General features: G+C 60.0%; 18 protein-coding genes, 1 tRNA gene and 1 pseudogene. 8 read left to right on the top strand and 12 right to left on the bottom strand.

Translation table 11 applies throughout. The features are described from left to right. The first annotated feature begins 131 nt into the window (after positions 1-131). On the top strand, positions 132-1,709 hold the full coding sequence (locus tag ACK59Z_RS15420) for an aldehyde dehydrogenase (NADP(+)) (protein ID WP_409293374.1): 1,578 nt from the start codon (positions 132-134) through the stop codon (positions 1,707-1,709). A gap of 2 nt (positions 1,710-1,711) precedes the next feature. Then, the gene (locus tag ACK59Z_RS15415; protein ID WP_409293372.1) at positions 1,712-2,959 is read left to right on the top strand and encodes an NAD(P)/FAD-dependent oxidoreductase; all 1,248 of its coding nucleotides are present in this window, start codon (positions 1,712-1,714) and stop codon (positions 2,957-2,959) included. Between the two features lie 123 nt (positions 2,960-3,082). On the opposite strand, the gene xenA is transcribed toward ACK59Z_RS15415, so the two are convergent. Further along, the gene (gene xenA, locus ACK59Z_RS15410) at positions 3,083-4,174 is read right to left on the bottom strand and encodes a xenobiotic reductase XenA (protein WP_012051488.1); all 1,092 of its coding nucleotides are present in this window, start codon (positions 4,172-4,174) and stop codon (positions 3,083-3,085) included. A 49-nt stretch (positions 4,175-4,223) separates the two neighbouring features. On the opposite strand from xenA, the gene ACK59Z_RS15405 reads away from it, so the two are divergent. Then, a complete protein-coding gene (locus ACK59Z_RS15405) occupies positions 4,224-4,559 on the top strand; it encodes a helix-turn-helix transcriptional regulator (RefSeq protein ID WP_003254716.1) in 336 nt (111 codons plus the stop codon). 132 nt (positions 4,560-4,691) lie between these two features. Here the strand turns inward: ACK59Z_RS15405 and mqo are convergent, their stop codons facing one another. Both mqo and ACK59Z_RS15395 read right to left on the bottom strand, forming a co-directional pair. After that, positions 4,692-6,329, bottom strand: coding sequence for a malate dehydrogenase (quinone) (mqo, locus tag ACK59Z_RS15400; protein WP_003254718.1), 1,638 nt, complete (start codon positions 6,327-6,329; stop codon positions 4,692-4,694). A gap of 327 nt (positions 6,330-6,656) precedes the next feature. Then, a complete protein-coding gene (locus ACK59Z_RS15395; protein WP_003254720.1) occupies positions 6,657-6,848 on the bottom strand; it encodes a YhfL family protein in 192 nt (63 codons plus the stop codon). 190 nt (positions 6,849-7,038) lie between these two features. On the opposite strand from ACK59Z_RS15395, the gene ACK59Z_RS15390 reads away from it, so the two are divergent. Then, positions 7,039-7,656: a LysE family transporter gene (locus ACK59Z_RS15390; protein WP_004575730.1), complete on the top strand. Its 618-nt coding sequence runs from the start codon at positions 7,039-7,041 to the stop codon at positions 7,654-7,656. A gap of 95 nt (positions 7,657-7,751) precedes the next feature. Here the strand turns inward: ACK59Z_RS15390 and ACK59Z_RS15385 are convergent, their stop codons facing one another. The 3 genes and pseudogenes from ACK59Z_RS15385 to ACK59Z_RS15375 form a co-directional block, all read right to left on the bottom strand. Further along, complete coding sequence (locus ACK59Z_RS15385) at positions 7,752-8,960, bottom strand: hypothetical protein (protein ID WP_409293369.1); 1,209 nt, start codon at positions 8,958-8,960, stop codon at positions 7,752-7,754. Positions 8,961-8,970: 10 nt separating this feature from the next. Further along, entirely contained in the window at positions 8,971-10,647 is a 1,677-nt protein-coding gene (locus ACK59Z_RS15380) for a hypothetical protein (protein WP_409293367.1), read from the bottom strand. Between the two features lie 8 nt (positions 10,648-10,655). Then, positions 10,656-11,516, bottom strand: a pseudogene (locus ACK59Z_RS15375) (SH3 domain-containing protein). 640 nt (positions 11,517-12,156) lie between these two features. On the opposite strand from ACK59Z_RS15375, the gene ACK59Z_RS15370 reads away from it, so the two are divergent. The 4 genes from ACK59Z_RS15370 to ACK59Z_RS15355 all read left to right on the top strand — a co-directional run bounded on the left by ACK59Z_RS15370 (position 12,157) and on the right by ACK59Z_RS15355 (position 14,148). Further along, positions 12,157-12,420 carry a hypothetical protein gene (locus tag ACK59Z_RS15370; RefSeq protein ID WP_003254728.1) on the top strand — a complete coding sequence of 88 codons (264 nt, stop codon included), beginning with the start codon at positions 12,157-12,159 and terminating at the stop codon, positions 12,418-12,420. Positions 12,421-12,556: 136 nt separating this feature from the next. Further along, positions 12,557-12,829 carry a DUF3077 domain-containing protein gene (locus tag ACK59Z_RS15365; protein ID WP_409293365.1) on the top strand — a complete coding sequence of 91 codons (273 nt, stop codon included), beginning with the start codon at positions 12,557-12,559 and terminating at the stop codon, positions 12,827-12,829. A 208-nt stretch (positions 12,830-13,037) separates the two neighbouring features. Next, the gene (locus ACK59Z_RS15360; RefSeq protein ID WP_180688697.1) at positions 13,038-13,181 is read left to right on the top strand and encodes a hypothetical protein; all 144 of its coding nucleotides are present in this window, start codon (positions 13,038-13,040) and stop codon (positions 13,179-13,181) included. Positions 13,182-13,389: 208 nt separating this feature from the next. Beyond that, the gene (locus ACK59Z_RS15355) at positions 13,390-14,148 is read left to right on the top strand and encodes an RHS repeat-associated core domain-containing protein (RefSeq protein ID WP_409293363.1); all 759 of its coding nucleotides are present in this window, start codon (positions 13,390-13,392) and stop codon (positions 14,146-14,148) included. A 284-nt stretch (positions 14,149-14,432) separates the two neighbouring features. Here ACK59Z_RS15355 and ACK59Z_RS15350 read toward each other — a convergent pair whose 3' ends face one another. The 6 genes from ACK59Z_RS15350 to bamC all read right to left on the bottom strand — a co-directional run bounded on the left by ACK59Z_RS15350 (position 14,433) and on the right by bamC (position 19,252). Continuing rightward, entirely contained in the window at positions 14,433-15,503 is a 1,071-nt protein-coding gene (locus tag ACK59Z_RS15350; RefSeq protein ID WP_230064937.1) for a macro domain-containing protein, read from the bottom strand. A 1-nt stretch (position 15,504) separates the two neighbouring features. Then, positions 15,505-16,125 (bottom strand): DUF4433 domain-containing protein, encoded by a 621-nt coding sequence (locus ACK59Z_RS15345; protein WP_230064936.1) that lies wholly within the window; start codon positions 16,123-16,125, stop codon positions 15,505-15,507. Between the two features lie 324 nt (positions 16,126-16,449). Continuing rightward, positions 16,450-16,539 (bottom strand) — tRNA-Ser (locus ACK59Z_RS15340). A gap of 91 nt (positions 16,540-16,630) precedes the next feature. Beyond that, entirely contained in the window at positions 16,631-17,341 is a 711-nt protein-coding gene (gene purC, locus ACK59Z_RS15335; protein ID WP_003254733.1) for a phosphoribosylaminoimidazolesuccinocarboxamide synthase, read from the bottom strand. 30 nt (positions 17,342-17,371) lie between these two features. Then, complete coding sequence (locus ACK59Z_RS15330) at positions 17,372-18,130, bottom strand: MBL fold metallo-hydrolase (RefSeq protein WP_003254735.1); 759 nt, start codon at positions 18,128-18,130, stop codon at positions 17,372-17,374. Then, positions 18,131-19,252 (bottom strand): outer membrane protein assembly factor BamC, encoded by a 1,122-nt coding sequence (gene bamC / locus ACK59Z_RS15325; RefSeq protein WP_003254738.1) that lies wholly within the window; start codon positions 19,250-19,252, stop codon positions 18,131-18,133. Between the last annotated feature and the right edge of the window lie 14 nt (positions 19,253-19,266).

Genomic DNA, 19,266 nt, shown 5'->3' with positions numbered 1-19,266 from the left:
GGAGCGGGCGTGCCCGCGAATCAGGCGACCCGGTGCATGGCACCGGCTTCGCCGGTGTTCGCGGGTGAACCCGCTCCTACAGGGGTCGTAATCCCCCCCATGCATCTGCATTAGATATCCAAGGAGGCTACATGCCCCTCACAGGCAACCTGCTGATCGGCCAGAGCCCGGTAACCGGCAGCCGCGACGCCATCCGTGCCATCGACCCAACCACCGGTCAGACGTTGGAGCCGGCCTACCTCGGCGGCACAGGCGAACACGTGGCCCAGGCCTGCGCGCTGGCCTGGGCGGCATTCGACGCCTACCGCGAAACCTCGCTCGAACAACGAGCAGACTTCCTTGAAGCCATCGCCACACAGATCGAGGCCCTCGGCGATGCCCTGATCGACCGCGCCGTGACCGAAACCGGTCTGCCCAAGGCACGCATTCAGGGCGAGCGTGGTCGTACCTGCACCCAGCTACGCACCTTTGCCCGTGTAGTGCGGGCCGGCGAATGGCTGGACGTGCGGGTCGACAGCGCCCTGCCTCAGCGCCAGCCCCTCCCCCGCGCTGATTTGCGCCAGCGCCAGGTGGCCCTGGGGCCAGTCGCCGTGTTCGGCGCCAGCAATTTCCCGCTGGCCTTCTCGGTAGCCGGTGGTGACACCGCGTCGGCATTGGCCGCTGGCTGCCCCGTGGTGGTCAAGGCCCACAGTGCCCACCCCGGCACCAGTGAGCTGGTCGGCCAGGCAGTGGCGCAAGCAGTGAAGCAGTGCGCGTTACCGAACGGTGTGTTCTCGCTGCTTTATGGCTCGGGCCGTGAAGTGGGCATTGCCCTGGTCAGCGACCCGCGTATCAAGGCCGTTGGTTTCACCGGCTCGCGCAGCGGTGGCATGGCGCTGTGCCAAGCCGCCCAGGTGCGCCCGGAGCCCATCCCGGTATATGCCGAAATGAGTTCGATCAACCCAGTGTTCCTGTTCGACGCTGCTCTGCAAACCCGTGCCGAAGCACTGGCACAAGGTTTCGTCGCCTCGCTGACCCAGGGCGCCGGCCAGTTCTGCACCAACCCGGGCCTGGTAATCGCCCGGCAGGGGCCGGCGCTGCAGCGGTTCATCACTGCAGCCGCCGGTTACGTGCAGCAGGCCCCCGCCCAAACCATGCTCACCCCCGGCATTTTCAGTGCCTACCAGGCCGGTATCGCAGCCCTGGCAGACAACCCCTGCGCCCAAACCATCGCCAGTGGCCAAACCGATCAGGGCCCCAACCAGTGCCAGGCACAGTTGTTCGTGACCCAGGCCGAAGCGTTTCTCGCCGACCCGGCGTTGCAGGCTGAAGTGTTCGGTGCAGCGTCGCTGGTCGTTGCCTGCACCGACGATGAGCAGGTCCGCCAGGTAGCCGAACACCTGGAAGGTCAGCTGACCGCCACCCTGCAACTGGACGAGGCCGACATCGACAGCGCTCGCGCCCTGCTCCCCACCCTTGAGCGCAAGGCCGGGCGCATTCTGGTCAATGGCTGGCCGACGGGTGTCGAGGTGTGCGATGCCATGGTCCACGGCGGGCCGTTCCCGGCCACTTCCGATGCCCGCACCACCTCGGTGGGCACCGCGGCGATCCTGCGATTCCTGCGCCCGGTTTGCTATCAGGACTTCCCCGATGCGCTGTTGCCGCAGGCATTGAAACACGGCAACCCGCTGCAACTGCGGCGCCTGCTAGACGGCAAACGGGAAGGCTGAGCATGCTCGAAACCGCTGAAACCGATATTGCCGTGGTCGGCGCAGGCATCGTCGGCGTCGCCTGTGCCTTGCAACTGGCCCGCCAGGGCCGTCGGGTAACCCTGGTCGACCGCCAGGCACCCGGCCTTGGCGCGTCCTTCGGCAATGCCGGGCACCTGGCAACCGAGCAAGTGTTCCCGATTGCCGACCTGTCGATCCTCAAGCGCCTGCCTCGCATGCTGCTCGACCCGATGGGCCCGCTGCGCCTGGACTGGAAACACCTGCCCAAGGCCATGCCGTGGTTCACCCGGCTGCTGCTCAACCTGCGCCCGGCGCCGTTCCAGCGCAGCGTGGCGGGCATCCGCACGCTGAACGAAGGCAGCCTGGGCGCCTGGCAACGGCTGTTGGGCTCGATCGGGCGCAGCGAGTTGTTTCAAGAGGATGGTTCGTTGCTGGTGTTCGAGAAGCCTGAGTCACGCCAGGCGTTGGAGGCGTTGCGCACACGCATGCAACAGCAGGCGGTGCCGGTGGACTTCTGGTCGGCCGAAACCGTGCGCGAAGCGGCGCCGCAACTCAGCCCGTCACTGTTGGGCGGGCTGTTCTTCCCGCGCACGGGGCACTTCATCGACCCTTATCGGGTGGTGTGCGAATTGTTCGAAGCGGCCAAAGCCAGTGGTGTGCGCTTTGTCCAGGCGCAGGTCGATGGCGGGCAGTTGCACAGTGCCGGCGTGAGCCTTGCCAGCGACCAAGGCATGCTCAATGCCCGCCAGGTGCTTGTCAGCTGTGGCGCCCATTCTGCAAAACTGACTGCCGCGCTGACAGGCACGCGAGTGCCGCTGGATACCGAACGCGGCTACCACCTGATGTTGCCGGGTGAGCACCAGCGCCTGCCGTTTGCAGTCACCTCGCTTGAGCGAAAATTCATCATGACGCCCATGGCCGAAGGCTTGCGCCTGGCGGGCACAGTAGAGTTTGCCGGGCTGCAGGCACCGCCGAGCATGCAGCGGGCTTGGCAGTTGCACCGGTTGAGCAAGGGGTTGTTCCGGCACGACTTGAGCGTCGAAGGGGCAACGCCGTGGATGGGTTTCAGGCCTTCGTTGCCAGACTCATTGCCAGTAATCGACAGGGTGTGCGATGGGCGGGTGCTGTTGGCGTTTGGGCATCAGCACCTAGGGTTGACCCAGGCGGCGGTGACGGCGGAATGGGTGGGGCGGTTGGCTGAGCAGGCTGGTGGGCCTGAGATGGGCGCATACCGACTGGACCGGTTTTAGCCTCTACCGGCCCATTCGCGGGCAAGCCCACTCCCACAGAGAGGGTGCAGTATCTGAAACCTGCGGTGTCTCTGTGGGTGCGGGCTTGCCCGCGAATGGGCTGCAAAGCAGCCCCTCCAAGCCTCAGCGGTAACGCTCGAGCCAGTGCGCATAAGGCGCCGGCAAGGTCCAGGAGGCTTTTTCCACCCCCAGCTCCTTGGCCGCAAAGTAAGCCCAGTGCGGGTCGGCCAGGTGCGCGCGCCCTACCGAAACCAGATCCAGCTGGTTGGCCTGCAATGCGGCCTCCGCCAACTGCGGCGTACCAAAGCCCCACGCCGACGTCACGGGCAGCTTCGCTTCGCGGCGCACGCGCTCGGCAATCGGCCCCATGAACGCTGGCCCCCAGGGGATGTGGGTGTCGGGAATGGTGAAGCCGACACTCACGCTCAGCAGGTCGAGCCCACCGGCCTTGAAGCGACGGGCCAGTTCGATCGACTCTTCCAGGGTCTGCTCATCGCGGCCATCGTATTCCAACACACCAAAGCGCGCGGTCAGCGGCAGGTTCTCCGGCCACACTTCGCGCACGGCGGCCAGTGTTTCCAGCAGGAAGCGGCTGCGATTTTCGAAGCTGCCACCGTAGGCATCGGTGCGCTTGTTGGAGTGCTCGGAGAAGAAGCTCTGGCCCAGGTAGCCATGGGCAAAGTGCAGTTCTATCCACTCGAAGCCGGCATCACGCGCACGGCGGGCGGCATCGACGAAGTCCTGCTTGACCCGGGCGATATCGTCCAACGTCATTTCGCGTGGCACTTTCGGCAGGTGCGCGCCAAAGGCAATGGCAGACGGGGCAATGGTCTCCCAGCCGCGCGCGTCGTCGGCGGCAATGTGGTCATCACCCTCCCACGGGCGGTTGGCGCTGGCCTTGCGCCCGGCGTGGGCGATCTGGATACCCGGCACGGAGCCGGCAGCCTTGATGGCCTGCACCACCGGTACGAACGCCTGAGCGTGGGCATCGCTCCAGATACCGGCGCAACCGGGGGTGATACGCCCTTCCGGCGCCACAGCAGTGGCCTCGACCACCAGCAAGCCGGCACCACCACGGGCCAAGCCGGCCAGGTGAACGTGGTGCCAGTCGTTGATCATGCCGTCTTCGGCCATGTACTGGCACATCGGCGGAATGGCAATCCGGTTACGCAGGGTGACGTCTTTGAGGGTGTAGGGTTCGAACAGTGCGGACATGGGAAACTCCGGGTTCATTTGAATACTGTTGTTCGATCATAATCGAACTATGGCAATTAATGAAACCCCCGTTATCATGTCAACCATGCGAGCCTATAAACATCCCAACCCCGACGACCTCATTCTTGAACGCCTGCTCTATGCGCTCAGCGACCCCGTGCGCCTGGAAATCGTCCGCCACCTGGCCGGCGTGGCCGAGGCCAGCTGTGGCGAGCTGGATGGAGGTCGGCCGAAGTCGAGCATGTCCCACCACTTCCGTGTGTTGCGTGATGCAGGGCTGGTGCAAACCCGCAATGTGGGGACTACCCATATGAATTCGCTGCGTAGCGAGATGCTGGGCGAGCGGTTTCCCGGGCTGCTGGAGTGCATCCTGCGCCAGCAGTGATACCTGTGCAGGCCTCTTCGCGGGTGAACCCGCTCCTACCAGGGATGGCGATAAGCCTGAGGGTTGCGCTGTGCTTGGCAACAAAAAAGCCACGAGGTCTCCCCCGTGGCTTTCTTTCACAACAATGGCCGGTTACAGCGCCATGTCGTTCTCAGGCTTGCTCTCAACCGGCTTGCTTGCCGCGCCACCGAATTCAACGCTGGCGTCGATCACCGGCGGTTTACCCAGTTGCAGCACTTCAGCGGTGTAGTTCCACTCTTTCTGGGTGGCCGCTGCCGAGTCGTTCAGCTTGGTGCCGTAGCTCGGTACGATTTCCTTGATCTTGGCCTGCCACTCCGGGGTAGCGACCTTGTCCTTGAACACGGTTTCCAGCACGTTCAGCATGATCGGCGCAGCGGTCGAAGCACCTGGCGAGGCACCCAGCAGACCCGCGATAGTGCGGTCTTCGGAAGCCACCACTTCGGTACCCAGCTTCAGCACGCCGCCCTTGTCGGCATCACGCTTGATGATCTGCACACGCTGGCCGGCCTGCCACAGGCGCCAGTCTTCCTTCTTGGCATTCGGGAAGTAGGTGCGCAGGGCTTCGAAGCGGTCATCGTCAGACAGCATCAGCTGGCCAGCGAGGTACTCGACCAGCGGATACTGGTCGATACCCACCTTGGTCATCGGCCACACGTTGTGGGTGGTGGTGCTGCTCAGCAGGTCCAGGTAAGAACCGTTCTTCAGGAACTTGGTCGAGAAGGTAGCGAACGGGCCAAACAGGATGACGCGCTTGCCGTCCAGCACGCGGGTGTCCAGGTGCGGGACCGACATGGGTGGCGCACCGGTCGAGGCAATGCCATAGGCCTTGGCCATGTGCTGCATGGCCACGGTCGGGTTCTCGGTCACCAGGAACGAGCCACCCACCGGGAAGCCTGCGTATTCCTTGGCTTCCGGGATGCCCGACTTCTGCAGCAGCTTCAGCGCGCCGCCGCCGGCACCGATGAACAGGAACTTGGCGTCGGTGGCCGACTCGGTACCGTCCTTCAGGTTCTTGTACTCGACGTGCCAGGAGCCGTCCTTGTTGCGGGTGATGTCCTGCACTTCGCTGGACAGCTTCAGCTCGAAGCCTTTCTGGGTCTGCAGGTGGCCAACGAACTGGCGGGTGATCTCGCCAAAGTTGACGTCGGTGCCGATCGGTGTCCAGGTCACGGCCAGCTTCTGGTTCGGGTCGCGGCCTTCCATCATCAGCGGGACCCACTTGGCGATCTGCGCGTGGTCCTCGGAGTACTGCATCGGACGGAACAGCGGGCTGGCCTGCAGTGCGTCGTAACGCTTCTTGAGGAACTTGATGTTGTCGTCGCCCCACACGAAGCTCATGTGCGGGGTGGTGTTGATGAACGAGTGCGGGTTCTTCAGCACGCCCTGGCGTACCTGCCACGACCAGAACTGGCGGGAAATCTGGAAGGCTTCGTTGATTTCGATGGCCTTGGAGATGTTGACGTTGCCGTCTTTGTCTTCCGGGGTGTAGTTCAGCTCGGCCAGCGCGGAGTGGCCGGTACCGGCGTTGTTCCAGCCGTTGGAGCTTTCTTCGGCCACGCCATCCAGGCGCTCGACCATTTCCATCGACCAGCTTGGCTCCAGCTCGTGCAGCCACACGGCCAGGGTGGAGCTCATGATGCCGCCGCCGACCAGCAGCACGTCTACTTTCTTGGTTTCTGCAGCGTGCGCTTGCATGACGCTTGCAGCGACCGCCAGACCCAGCAAGGTCTTGCCAGCTTTCTTGAACATTGATCAATTCCAGTCAGGAGAACAGGGTGAGGGCCTGTGGCTGGCCCCGGTAAAGCGTGTTCTTCAGCGCAGGCTTTTTGTTGATCATTGTTCAGCAGCCAGAGAACCAGAAAACGGCTCGGCCTTTGGTCGAATTGACCGACAAGGCTGAATCGTTTTTCCGATTGTATCTGAAATGCCAGCACAAACAAATTGCAGGCAGACGCGTCAAGGCGACCGGTTGCCCCAGCGGCAGTTTGTCACGTCAAAAACAAAAACCCCCGGCCATGTGCATGACCGGGGGCCTTGGATCACGCCGCAAGCGTCGCGATCAGGGTACCGCCAAGATTACTGCTGCTGAGGCAGTTTATCGATCGGGCCGCAGCCACCGATGATCTTGGAGATGGAAACCGAAGGGTGGAACAGGTAGTCGTAGGTGCAGTTTTTCGGTTGGTTGTAAACTTGGCCAGTGCAACCCGACAGCAGGGCAACACCCGAAACGACAGCAACGGCAACGGTGGCCTTGAACAGCTTTTTCATTACTCAGTCCTTTAAATGAATCATCTTCGACCATCGTCTGATGGCCGCGGAATCATACAGACTCCAGGCATTGGATCCAAGCCGCACTTGGCACAGGTTCTTTGCAACTGTGCAACAACAGGTTGAAAAGCGCGCCGTTGGCGACGATAGTTCAGCGCACTGCCTTCGCAATGCCCAACAGGAACTCACCATGCTTGGCGTCACCGACTACGGCGCATTCGTCATCGCCTTCCTTATTCTTCTGGCCATCCCCGGCCCGGGCAATTTCGCCCTGATCACCGCCACCGGCAAGGGCGGTATCAAGGCAGGCCTGGCCGCGACCTGTGGCGTGATCGTGGGTGACCAGGTGCTGCTGTGGCTGGCGGTAGCCGGCGTCGCCACCCTGCTGGCCACCTACCCTGCCGCCTTTCATATGGTGCAGTGGGCGGGGGCTGCATACCTGGCCTACCTGGGCCTGCGCATGCTGCTGAGCAAACCCGGTGGTGCAGCACACACCTGCCGCATGGACAACGGCCAGTACCTGCGCCAGACCATGATGATCACCCTGCTCAACCCCAAGGCGATCATGTTCTACATGGCGTTTTTCCCGCTGTTCGTCGACCCGGTGAAGCACCAAGGGCTGGTGACGTTCGGTTTCATGGCGGCGACAGTGGCGGTGGTGACCTTCCTGTATGGGCTGATTGCCGTGGTGCTGACCCATCAACTGGCCGAGCGCATGCGCGCCAACCCGCGAATTACCAATATGTTCGAGCGACTGGCGGGGGCTTGCCTGGTGGGATTCGGCATCAAACTGGCGGCGATGCGCTGATCCCAAGCCCGACAGGGTCCGGGCACACCTGACAGCAAAAAAAGCCCCCGGCAACTCAGGGTTCCCGGGGGCTTGTTCACTCAGCCATTACCCAATCAATTGGTCTCCAGCTGATACGCCTTGCTCACGAACAACGCTGCAAACAGGCTCTTGCCTTCCTTGAAGGTGTACTGCTCTTCGAAACTGCCGTCTTCGACCAGCTTCTGCCCGATGGCGCATTCCGAATCGCTGTGGTTCTTGGCCTTGGCGCCAAAGTCACTGCTCCACGACGACAGCCCAACCTCCTGGCAGAAGGCCGCGAACTTCGCCTTGGGGACTTGCTGTTGGTAATCGCTGAAAGCCTCTTTCAGCGATTTGAAGCCACTGTAGCTCACCGAGTAGTTCTCGACCTTGGCCTTGCGGGCAAAGCCGCTGACCGCTTCAGCCAACACCGCCTGGCCGGTGTACGGGCTGTACGCGCCAATCAGCATCGCGCTCAGGGCACTCTTGAGCTGGGTTTCGACATCGTCCAGCTCCGGCAGCGACTGGAAGTCGGCCTTGCGCACGATCTCCCCCACCTTGGAGCCGTCGTTGCGGTGGGTGACCACGAACGCCATCGAGCCTTCGCCATCGCTGGAGCGCTTGATGGTGAAGTCCAGGTCGACCGTGGTACCAAAGTCACCGGTGCTGCTGACCAGAAACGCGCCGGTTACTGGCTGGCGCACCGCCATGTTGGCGCCCCAGGTGAAATTCGACGGGGCGGCCCGACCATTGGCGGCCAGCTCGGCACGTGGCTGGACTTCGTCGCTGACATCCGCCACCAGCACGACTTCAGCCCCCTTGCTGGCAACGTAAGGGTTGGCCATCTGCATGCCCAGCAACTGGATATGAATGCTGCCATCCTTGCTGTCTCCGTCATGGGCCAGCTTCAGCGCATCAGCCTTCAGGTACACCCCGGCCACATTGCGGCTGACATTGAGCTGGTACTTGGCCCAGCCCGCCAGGCCTTCTTCAGCCGAACCACCCTGTACGGACTCCATCAAGCCCGACAGGCCGCGCAGGAACTGCTGGGCGCCATTGGTCTGCGCCGCCGCCACGCGGATCTCCGGGTCGGCTACCGTCAGGTTGCCGGAAAACGCCGAGTAGGAAATGTCCCCCTCCGACAGCACATCCTCAAGGAAATAGCGCTCCTTGAAGTCGTCGTAGTAGGCCAGCGCAGCCTTCTTGCCCGAGCTGGCGACCATCGCATAGCCACCACCGAGCACCAGCACCGCTGCGGCCACACCGCCAATCAGCAGCTGCTTCTTGTTCATCTGTTTGATCATGGTGTTTGCCTCACTGGACCATGGCGGAAGCGTTGTTCCAGTCGTTCACGTACTTTTGGGAGACCTCGGGGGTCCAGCTGAAATCGATACCGGCGTTGGGGAATTCCTTGGCCAGCACGGCGCCGAACGACACGCGGTCGGCACAGTGGTCCTGCTTGCAGGCCTCGGGTTCACCGGCGCTGTAGGCACGGTAGGTAGGCACGGCGCGGCCGTCGTCCAGCGGGTAGTACGGCGTGGCGTTGGCCACCTGGGTCACGTACCAGCCTTCGCTGTATTCCTCGTCCGCAACCAGGCGGCCGTTGCTCGGGAAGTCGATGCTGTAGAAGTCACCCTTCTTGCCGGTGACGTGCACCATCATCGGCACTACGCTGGCCGAGGTCGCAGGGTTTTGCTGCTCCAGTGGCGAAGCGAAGCGCACCTTGATACCGGCCATCTGCGCCAACGCCTCGGTTTCGCGCCCCTTGAAGTCGCTCATGCCGTCCTGCAACTGCTGGTAACGCTCCAGCACACGGGTGTGCACGCGGGCCAGTTCCTGTTGGCGCTGACGCTGCTCACGCACACGCTGCTGCTCTCGCTGTACCGCCCAGTTGGCACCGTCGCGCACATCGAAGAACAGGCCTTGGCGGTTGATGCCGATGCGATTGCGGGTGATCTTCTGCGCGTCGTTGCCCCAAATGTTGTTCGAGATCGCCGACAGGTCTTTGACGATGAACAGGTTGGCCACATCGGTGGTGGTCGGCGAGGTGGTCTTGATCAGGTCGAAGATTTCCAGCGCAGCTTCCTTGTACTTGGTCGCGTCCAGGGCAAACGACTCGTCCGGGGTGACCGCGACGTAGTAAGGGTCGCTGCTGAACGGGCGGAGCACGCCGTAGCTGGAGCGGGTGAACGTCAGGTACACCTTCATCTGCCGGCCGGGGATCTCACCGACCAGGAACGCGGCCTGGTCAGCTTGCGGCGTGAGATAAGAAACGGCCTTGTCCTTTACCGCAGGCTCAAGGTTCTTGTTGAAGATCAAACCACTCGGGTGAGCATAGACGCGGGTCCAGTTATCACCCCGGTAGGTACCCACGGCCTTCCAGCTGATTTTGTCGAAGCTGCCTTCACCAAAGCCGGACGCCGGGCACGGCATGGCCGGGGTGGTGCCGAACGACAGGGTGTCGCCATCGCCGATGATCGAGGTACTGAGCACCCATTTGCAGCCGGTGCCGTCCGTTACCTGCATCAGGTTGCGGTTTTCCAGGACCACCGAGCGACCGAAGTCCGAAGTGGGGGCTGCGGCGACTGCTGTGGCAGGTGCCGGAGCGGGGGCAACTGCTGCAGCCGGCGCCGGGGCGGCAGTGGCAGGCGCAGCAGCCAGAGTTACCAGCCCCAGGTTGCTGGCATTGCCCGAGCCGCTGGCGTACAGGTTGCCCTTGGCATCGACCGCCTTCCAGCTCACCTTGGCGGTCGAGCAGTCCTTGGCGAACACGAACGGCAGCTTGGTCAGCAGGCCCGACAGCAGTTCCTGGTTATCCCAGGCCGGGCGGGTGATGGTCAGGTCTACCTGGGGTTTGCACCAGGTGGTGGCATCCCCGGGCACTTCGACCTTGATGTTGTCTTTCTTGGAAAAGGCCAGCTCGTGGGCGAACGCCTGCGGTACCAGACCACAAGCGCCGATCACAGCCAGCGCGAGCGCGTGCTTTTTCATGGAGTTCCTCAGATCAGTTCCCAGGTGCCGTTGGCTTGTTTGCAGAAGGTGTTCTGCTCTTGTTCGGTCTGGCCGCTTTGCGATTTCAGGCTGACGGTGACCGGGCGGCAGGCCGCTTCGGCGGCAACTGTCTGGGTTGGCAGCGACTGCACCGAGTCCAGGTCGAAGCCTTGGGTTTCCTTGCTGGCGGCAACGTCCAGCTCGTCCAGGTTGACGGCTGGCGTTACACGCTTGGCAACCGCTTGCGCCTTGGGCTAGACGTAGTTCTTGTGCACATAGCCCACGGTCACACCCTTGCGGCCGACCAGAATCCAGTCACCGGTGGAGCCCACGGCGGTGAATTCGGTGTGGTTCTTCAGGCTGCCGACCTTCTCGCCAGTCTGGTTAGGCGCAGCACGCACGTTGAGGTTGTCGCTGATGGTCACATACGGCTCGTTGATCAGCTTCATCGACGGCACCGCCTGGATCTTCGGCGCGCGCTTGACCTCGACCTGCTTGGTCTTGGTGTATTCCTTGCCCGGCACGATCTGCGCGGTGGCGCCGGAGTGGTCGGACTTCCAGGTCACTGGCTGGGCACTGGCAGTGGTTTGCTGCTGGCTCAGCACTTCCTGCGTACGCAGCGCCAGGGCTTGCTGGTCCTTTTCATCGAGCATGTGGCCGATGCGGTTGCCCACGTAGGCGCCAATGCCACCTGCGATCAGCGCAGCGGCGATCTTGCCGTTGCCACTGCCCATGGTCGAGCCGATGGCCACACCGGCCAGGCCACCGATCACGGTGCCCGCTTGCTCTTTGCTGATCCCGAGCTGTGCACAGGCCGTGGTAGAGGCGATGGCGACCGCCAGAAGGGACGCGACGAATTTCTTACGCAAGTGGAGCACTCCATTTTCGGTGGGGCGCACAGCCGCGTACCGCAGCCAATGGTTGGCGGCAGCATTCGAGTTTGTGCGGGGTTTTCAGAAAGTGTGCAGCACTGGCCGCAGACGACAATTCAGCCGTCCAGCGAGGGGCGCAGGGGGAGACCAGTACGGCGCAAAGCATCCAACGAATCCATGTCAGGAAGAGTTCATCGCCCAGCGCGCGTAATCATTACGGCGTGTGGCCTGGGCGTGAGTGGCGTATCAGAGGGCCGCATTGTAGCCCAAGGTGCCATTGGCAGTTCAAGACAAAATGTTGCAGGAAGCCTGTCTGATTGATTAGTAGAAATCCGTCCTACAACTTCTACTCAGAATTATCCCCTTCCTTGTAGGGCGTTTCCCAAACATACTGCCAACCCGCTCAAACGGTTGCGACGGATTCGGTCGCGCTCTAGTCTCGGCTCGTCGTTGTGAAATCAGCGACCGGCTTTGACAGGCCGACTACTCAAGTTTCCGTTGCAGCGCTTAATGGCAGCTGTGCATGGGGCACATTCGTGTGCGCCGGGTCCTTGGGTACCGGTCTGTCAACCCATGTATAGCTGCCTCCATTCGTTTGACAGCGTTGCCAGGCGGCTCCACTACCCAAGGAGCTTACATGCGCAAGACAGTCCCCGATCCACCCTACTCCCCCCATTCCACCCAGATCCTGCAAGACACCCTGGTCCAGTCCTCAGAGTACGTACTCTGCGCCCTGTCCGTCGCGCGTCAATCCGTGCAACTCAAACCTACCGCCCACAGCTCGATCGTGATGCAGGCCGTGATCCATGAAATGGAAGCGGTACAGGGGCTGGTCGAGTCGGCATTGATGCAGTTGCAGATGCGGCCGCATTTACCCACAGAGCCTCACACCTTGCATTAGCAGGTCAGGCCTCTTCGCGGGCACGCCCGCTCCCACAGGGTCATCACAGCCGTCATGCACTGCACAGCACCTGTGGGAGCGGGCATGCCCGCGAAGAGGCCAGCCCAGGCAACCCAGAATCCAGGGAAACAAAACAATGCCCACCGACAACACAACAGAACCCACCACAGTCGGCAAGACCTGCTTCTACCAAGGCGAAAACAACACCCACCCGCTGTTCCGCATCGAACCCGGCACCCCCTGCCAGGACGCCCGCGAACAGGCGTCCGAACTGATGGGTTACGTGCGCGACCTGATCATCACCGGCCTGATGGACGGCGACCAGAAACTGATCTGGGCCTCGCATTACCTGAGCGCGATGGCCAAGGCGCTGTTGGATGATGCTGAGCTGGGGGTGATGAAAAAGTAAGGTCAACCCAATAGCCCGTTTGTTGCGCCGAATATCGGAAATACTTCGTACGAACGGGCTTGACTGGCTACCTGATGCTCAAGCGTAGCGATAAATCGGATCGAATCGGAGCCCCTAACCGACCCAAGGAAATTCTTGATGCGTTACGAGGCAAACAACTAAGAGCGACACATGCCCCCCCGAGGATATGCCCATCCTTGAACTGGACTTGAGCAATACCAAGCGCTTCGAGGCTTGCCGCTTTCTCGACAGCTCCGAGGCCATCGGGGCTTTTCTGGCAGATACAACGAAGGCTAATGACGCTCAAACCTTAGTGTTTGCTTTGGGTGAAGAGGTGAAAGCCAAGGCATGAATATCTTGCGCAAGGTGCAGCCGTCAATTGGGAATGGATAAAACAGGCGGCTCCACGATGCAGCAGTTGATGCTGGCCTTAGGGGGCATAGCGGCCCCACCCCGAAGCAGCTAAACCCTGGTATTTCTGCCAGTTCAGCAAGTCACTAGAGATAACACATAATGACCTCAGCAACCATCAGTGAGAAAATCGAAAGGGGCCATCCGTTATGAGCAACACTCGAAGCAGCACGGAAGCGTCGTTTTTACTGCATCGTACCTACAGCCCCTACGGATACCACACACTGGTGCCTGGAATTTCAACGCAGCTTGCATTTAATAGCGAACATATACTGACAAGGATCAATTGTTATCTACTCGGCAATGGCAAGCGAGCCTACAGCCCCGTTCTGATGCGCTTTCTAAATCCAGACCCGCTCAGCCCATTTCATCGTGGCGGCTTAAATGCATACGCCTATTGCGCTTGTGACCCGGTGAACAGAACTGACCCTAGCGGCTATAGCTGGTGGCGCCCCCAAAGACCTCGTCCACTGACAGATGTTAAACAAGGAAAACTCAGCAGTGAGGTCGAGCTAATGAAAGGCTATATGGACGATAACAAGGCACAGATTAATATGCCTACGCATGTGAATTTTTTCAAAAATGACATCCGCCCGGAGCAGAAGCATAAATGGGTAATGACAGAGGATAATAAATTCATTATCGGCAGCTACGATGATGCCTCAGGTACTGACCCTTCGCACTCAAGCATAGTGGCCATTGCTGCAAAATCTGAAATTTCGCATCCCACAGCAATTTCTGCTGGCATGCTTACAATAAAGGACGGGGTTATTCAGCTAAATAACGAAAGCGGTCATTATCTAACGCCTTTTGACACCTTGGCCTACGTCAAAAACCACCTGAAAAAACTCGAGGGGTGGAAGGCGTCCGGACTTAAAATCCGACGTGTACGATTTGAGCACGACTGAGTGCCACTTGAAGACTCAGGTTTGCTTCCAGCTCTACCAGCTCTCTGAACCGAAGGTTTGAATGTCAAGAAAGGTCGCAAATCTGCCCCAAATCTGCCCTAACTGAAACCCCTGAAACGACGAAGCCCCCGAAAACATCAACGTTTTCGGGGGCTTCGACTACTTCGCGTATGGCGGAGAGATAGGGCCCCTCAACCAATCGATTTCCCCCCCAGTAAACCCAATAAAAACTGGACGTCCACGTGAAAAGTAGGGCCGAACAGACGCTCGACCCTTTGTTAGAACTAACGAAGGCTGCTTTGAGACTCGGAATCCCAGCTCATCTCCTTCAGACGGTACCAGGCTCTCTCTAAGTGAGCGGGCTTTAGATACATCTTCTTCCGCTCACTCCAGTCATGCACAGCCCTGATGGCCAGCTCAGGATAATCTTTCGCCCCGGTGGTATTGCACATAACCCAGTGAACGGTACTTAGCAGCTCCATTCCATACGGATCTTCAAATCCGTCAATTAGCTCTACAACTCTTTCCATACGATGCATGGTTTCAACATCATTACACAGAAACTGTTCGGCCTCTTCGACAGCCCCCATCTTTAGCTCCAACGGCTTAGTGGGGTCATCCTGACCATCACCATAGCCATGGATAAAGTGGCCATCTAACTTAATCAGTACCTGCCTAAGATTCTTAGCATATGGGCCATACTGCTTAGCCTCAAACTGAAGTCGAAGTGGCTTGCCGCTTTCCTGTAAGAAGTACACAAGCTTATGCACTTCGAGCAAACTGACAAATGGGTCAAGGAGCCCTTTTAGATATCGATCCATCAATAGAATCAGCGCGGCACGGCCATCGGTCATCTTTGGACGCTCTGTTCTGTTCGGCATTTCCTTTGCTGCTGGCGCGCCAGATGGCGGGTATAACAAAACCTCGACCTCTGGCAAAACCGAAAACGCCTCCACAATTGCCGGCTGAACTTCCTCCCACTTAAGGCCACCCAATCCGCAACCAAGTGGAGGAATTGCAATCGACTTGATATCCAACTCATTCACTTTACGCACTAGATCATCAAGGCCGCTTTGGATGTTCTCCAGCTTGCTCTTTGACTTCCAATGCCCTTTGGTTGGAAAGTTTATAATCCAACGCGGACCACCAACTAACCCGCCAAGATCAAACACATGAACCTTACCCAGCTTTACGGCATCATTCTTGCAGGCATCCTGATAGCTTTTGAACATACCAGGAAATGCTTGCTTGAATTGCAGCGCGATACCTTTGCCCATGACACCCTCAGTGTTCACGGTGTTCACCAATGCCTCAGCGGGTGCTGTAAGAAGGTTTCCTTTGCTAAGCTTGATCATATTAAAAGTACCAGGCATTTTTGACGCTCACTTCAGGCTGATGTGTCGACTCGCGCATAACCTCTTGCACTCTCTCAACCGCCGCCTGACTATGACAGCCAATAAAATGGATTCCCCGCCAAGGGAATTGCCCTGCAACCAAGAACTCTGATTGCTTTTGATGCCGTTTCTCTCCCCAATACTTGGCATTGATTGTGGACCAATCCAAGTCAGCGAGCTTATCAATATCGTTATAAAAGTCTGTGTGCCTAGCGCCAGCATTGCCGTCGCTGAAGGCCCAATGCCGTTGAAGCTCGATACCGGTACCGACTGAACTCACGAGGTGGACGATGTCACGTTGACACCCCGCAGGCTTGCCCGTATTACCCATGTTGACGGTGTAAAGCATCGGAGTACGCGGACAAAAATAAAAAGGTACAAACTCCCCAACATACATAGATTCGCAGCAGTCAACGCTTATCTCTTGGAGCCTGCGAAGCTTGATGTGATCGTAGCCAATGACCGAATGCTGCCCCGATTGAACCATCACTGCATCTGACTGAAGGCCAGAGGCAATAATTCCGGGCAGATTGGCAATATCTGTGATGTGGTAGATCAGTACGTCTTCAGGTCTGGATTTCATAGATCGCGCCTGCATTGGCATCTGGTGGCCAGTCCGCTCAGCGACCGTGACGACTGTCACCAACGCCTGCGTTCTGAACTGTCCTTGTTGGGACACGAATACTATGTGTTTTTCGCACGTTCTGCAGAGCTTTCGACAGCCCACAGGGAGTGTAGGCACAGGAGCCGCCCAAGGACATTGCTAAGCGTGACATTGCCCACAACGTCACCACGCAAAAGACATGCACCTGCCACTAATACCAGTCGGCAAAGTGATACAAATGAGTAGTACAACAGGAAATAAAAAACCCCTGCAACTCATTGAATTGCAAGGGTTTTCTATGTATGGCGGAGAGATAGGGATTTGAACCCTAGGTACTGTTGCCAGTACAACGGATTTCGAATCCGTCCCGTTCGACCACTCCGGCATCTCTCCAATGCCGCGCATCATACCAGCGTTCTTTTAAAACGCAAATCTTTTTTTCAAAAAAACCGCGTGGTATCAGGCGCTTGCGTGAACGTGCCGCTTACAGCGGCACGCCCAGGCGCTTGGCAACTTCTTCGTAGGCTTCGATCACGTCGCCCAGGCCCTGACGGAAGCGGTCCTTGTCCATCTTCTTGCGGGTTTCTTTGTCCCACAGGCGGCAGCCGTCCGGGCTGAACTCGTCGCCCAGCACGATCTGGCCGTGGAATACGCCGAACTCCAGCTTGAAGTCGACCAGCAGCAGGCCGGCGTCATCGAACAGCTTGCTCAGCACTTCGTTGACCTTCAACGACAGCTTCTTCATTTCTACCAGTTGCTCGGCGGTGCCCCAGCCGAACGCGACAACGTGGGATTCGTTGATGAAGGGGTCGCCCTTCTCGTCGTTCTTCAGGAACAGCTCGAAGGTGGACGGCTCCAGCTTGATGCCCTCCTCCACGCCCAGGCGCTTGACCAGGCTGCCGGCAGCGTAGTTACGCACCACGCACTCGACCGGAATCATGTCCAGCTTCTTCACCAGGCACTCGTTGTCGCCCAGCAGCTTGTCGAACTGGGTCGGCACGCCGGCTTCTTCCAATTTCTGCATGATGAAGGCGTTGAACTTGTTGTTCACCATGCCTTTGCGGTCGAGTTGTTCGATACGCTTGCCGTCGAACGCCGAAGTGTCGTTACGGAACAGCAGGATCAAGCGGTCGGCGTCGTCGGTCTTGTAAACCGATTTGGCCTTGCCGCGGTAAAGTTCTTCGCGTTTTTCCATGATTGGGCTCCGCTTGCTTGAGGTGTTGGGCTAGGCGATTTCGCGCCAGTCGAGCCCGTGTTCCTGATTCGCCACCTGGAGCCAGTCCGGGTCACACCCGAGGGTGTCGACAAAGCACTGGCGGGCCAAGTGTGGCAGGTTGTTCTTGCTGCTGAGGTGGGCCAGCACCAGGTGTTGCAGGTTGTTCCAGCCCAACTCGTGCACCAGGCGCGCGGCCTGGTGGTTGTTCAAATGCCCTTGCATGCCACCCACCCGCTGCTTCAGAAAAGCCGGGTAGTGACCACGTGCCAGCAGGTCGCGGCAGTGGTTGGCCTCGATCAGCAGTGCATCCAGGCCCTGGTAACGCTCCAGCAACAGCGCGTCGTAAGAGCCCAGGTCGGTCAGCATGCCAAAGCGCCGCTTGCCGTCGCTGACCACGTACTGCAACGGCTCGTAGGCGTCGTGCTCGACCCGCGCTGCGGTTACTTCCAGGCTGCCGATACGCAGGCTTTGGCCACACGCGAGAAAACCGGCCACCTCCACCGGCTTGCGCATGCCGCGCAAAGTCCCTTGGCTGAGGTAGACCGGTACATTGTAGCGCCGTGACAGCAAGCCGACCCCATGCACGTGGTCGGCATGTTCGTGGGTGACCAGCACTGCACTGAGCTGAGCGGCAGAAACCCCGAGCAGCGCCAGGCGCCGCTCGGTTTCACGCAGGGAAAAGCCGCAATCGACCAGGATGAACGTGTCACCACTGGCGATCAGCGTGCCGTTCCCTTGGCTGCCGCTTCCGAGTACCGCGAAGCGCACTTAGCCCAGGTGGTCCTGAATGGCGCTCAGCACACGGCGGGCGACATCGGCCGGAGCCACGGTGTTGATGTTTTTCTCGACCGTGACCTGCACGCTCTCACCCACCTTGCTCAGGCGAACCTGGTAACGCTCGGCACGGGCTTCACGCTCTTCCTTGGTCGGCTCGCTGCCGAACAGGCGGCTGAAGAAGCCAGGCTGGTTCTGCTTGTCGTCAGGCTTTTCGGACAGGTTGATGTAGTACAGGCCCAGGCTGCGGTTGATGTCTTCAACACGCCATTCGCCACCCTGCTCCAGCGCACGGCCCACGCCAGACCAGGCGCGGTCCAGGTCGGAGCCCAGGTACAGCACCGGGTTGCCGCTGCCGTCTTCGCTCAGGCTGACGCGGCTTGGGGCGTCGAAATCGCGCGCGGCCAGCAGCGACACCGAACCGCCCTTCTCGGCGCTGCGGTTCATGCTGGCAAGCATTTCGTCGACCAGCAGGGCATCGGTGCCGGTATTGCTGGAGCTGGACGGGAACGCAGGCTCGGCAGTGCTGCCGGCCGGGCGCTCGACGCTGACCACATACACCTCGGAGGTGTTGCGCTGCACGCCAGGCTCCATGCGCACACGGACACGCACCTCGCTGTCGCCGCTGCTGGCAGTGCTGGCCAGACGCTGGCCAAGCGATGCCGACAGTTCGTCGAAGCGCTGCCAGGTGGTGTTGAACTCGCCCGTCTGCGGGCGCTCTTCGGCAATGCGGAAGCCGTTATCCTCGAAGAACTGCCGGGCTACCGGCCACACTTCGGCTGGCGAATGCTGGGCCAGCACCCAACGGCTGCTGCCGCTGCGTTGCAGGCTGTAGTCGGTGACCTGGGCGGCACCGCCCGTCAACGGTTGCGGGCGAGGCACTTCAAACTCACCCTTGACGGTATCGTCAGCGACGTTACGCGGAATCGGCAGCAGCGGGTCAAGGCGTTTGACGTTGCTGGCGTCCGGCGGCAGCTGCATCGGCGCGGTCGGGTGCGCCTGCAGGTAGTCACTGCCGCGGTCGCGGAAATAGCCATCCTCACCCCACAGCCAGCCACACCCACTGGTGGTGGAGATAATCAGGGCAAGGGCGGAAAGACCAGCCAGTCGCTTCATGCGGTGTACTTCCT

It is taken from the genome of Pseudomonas sp. KCJK9058 (assembly GCF_046230975.1).
GTDB classification, from domain to species: domain Bacteria; phylum Pseudomonadota; class Gammaproteobacteria; order Pseudomonadales; family Pseudomonadaceae; genus Aquipseudomonas; species Aquipseudomonas alloputida.
This window is presented reverse-complemented; position numbering and strand designations above follow the sequence as displayed.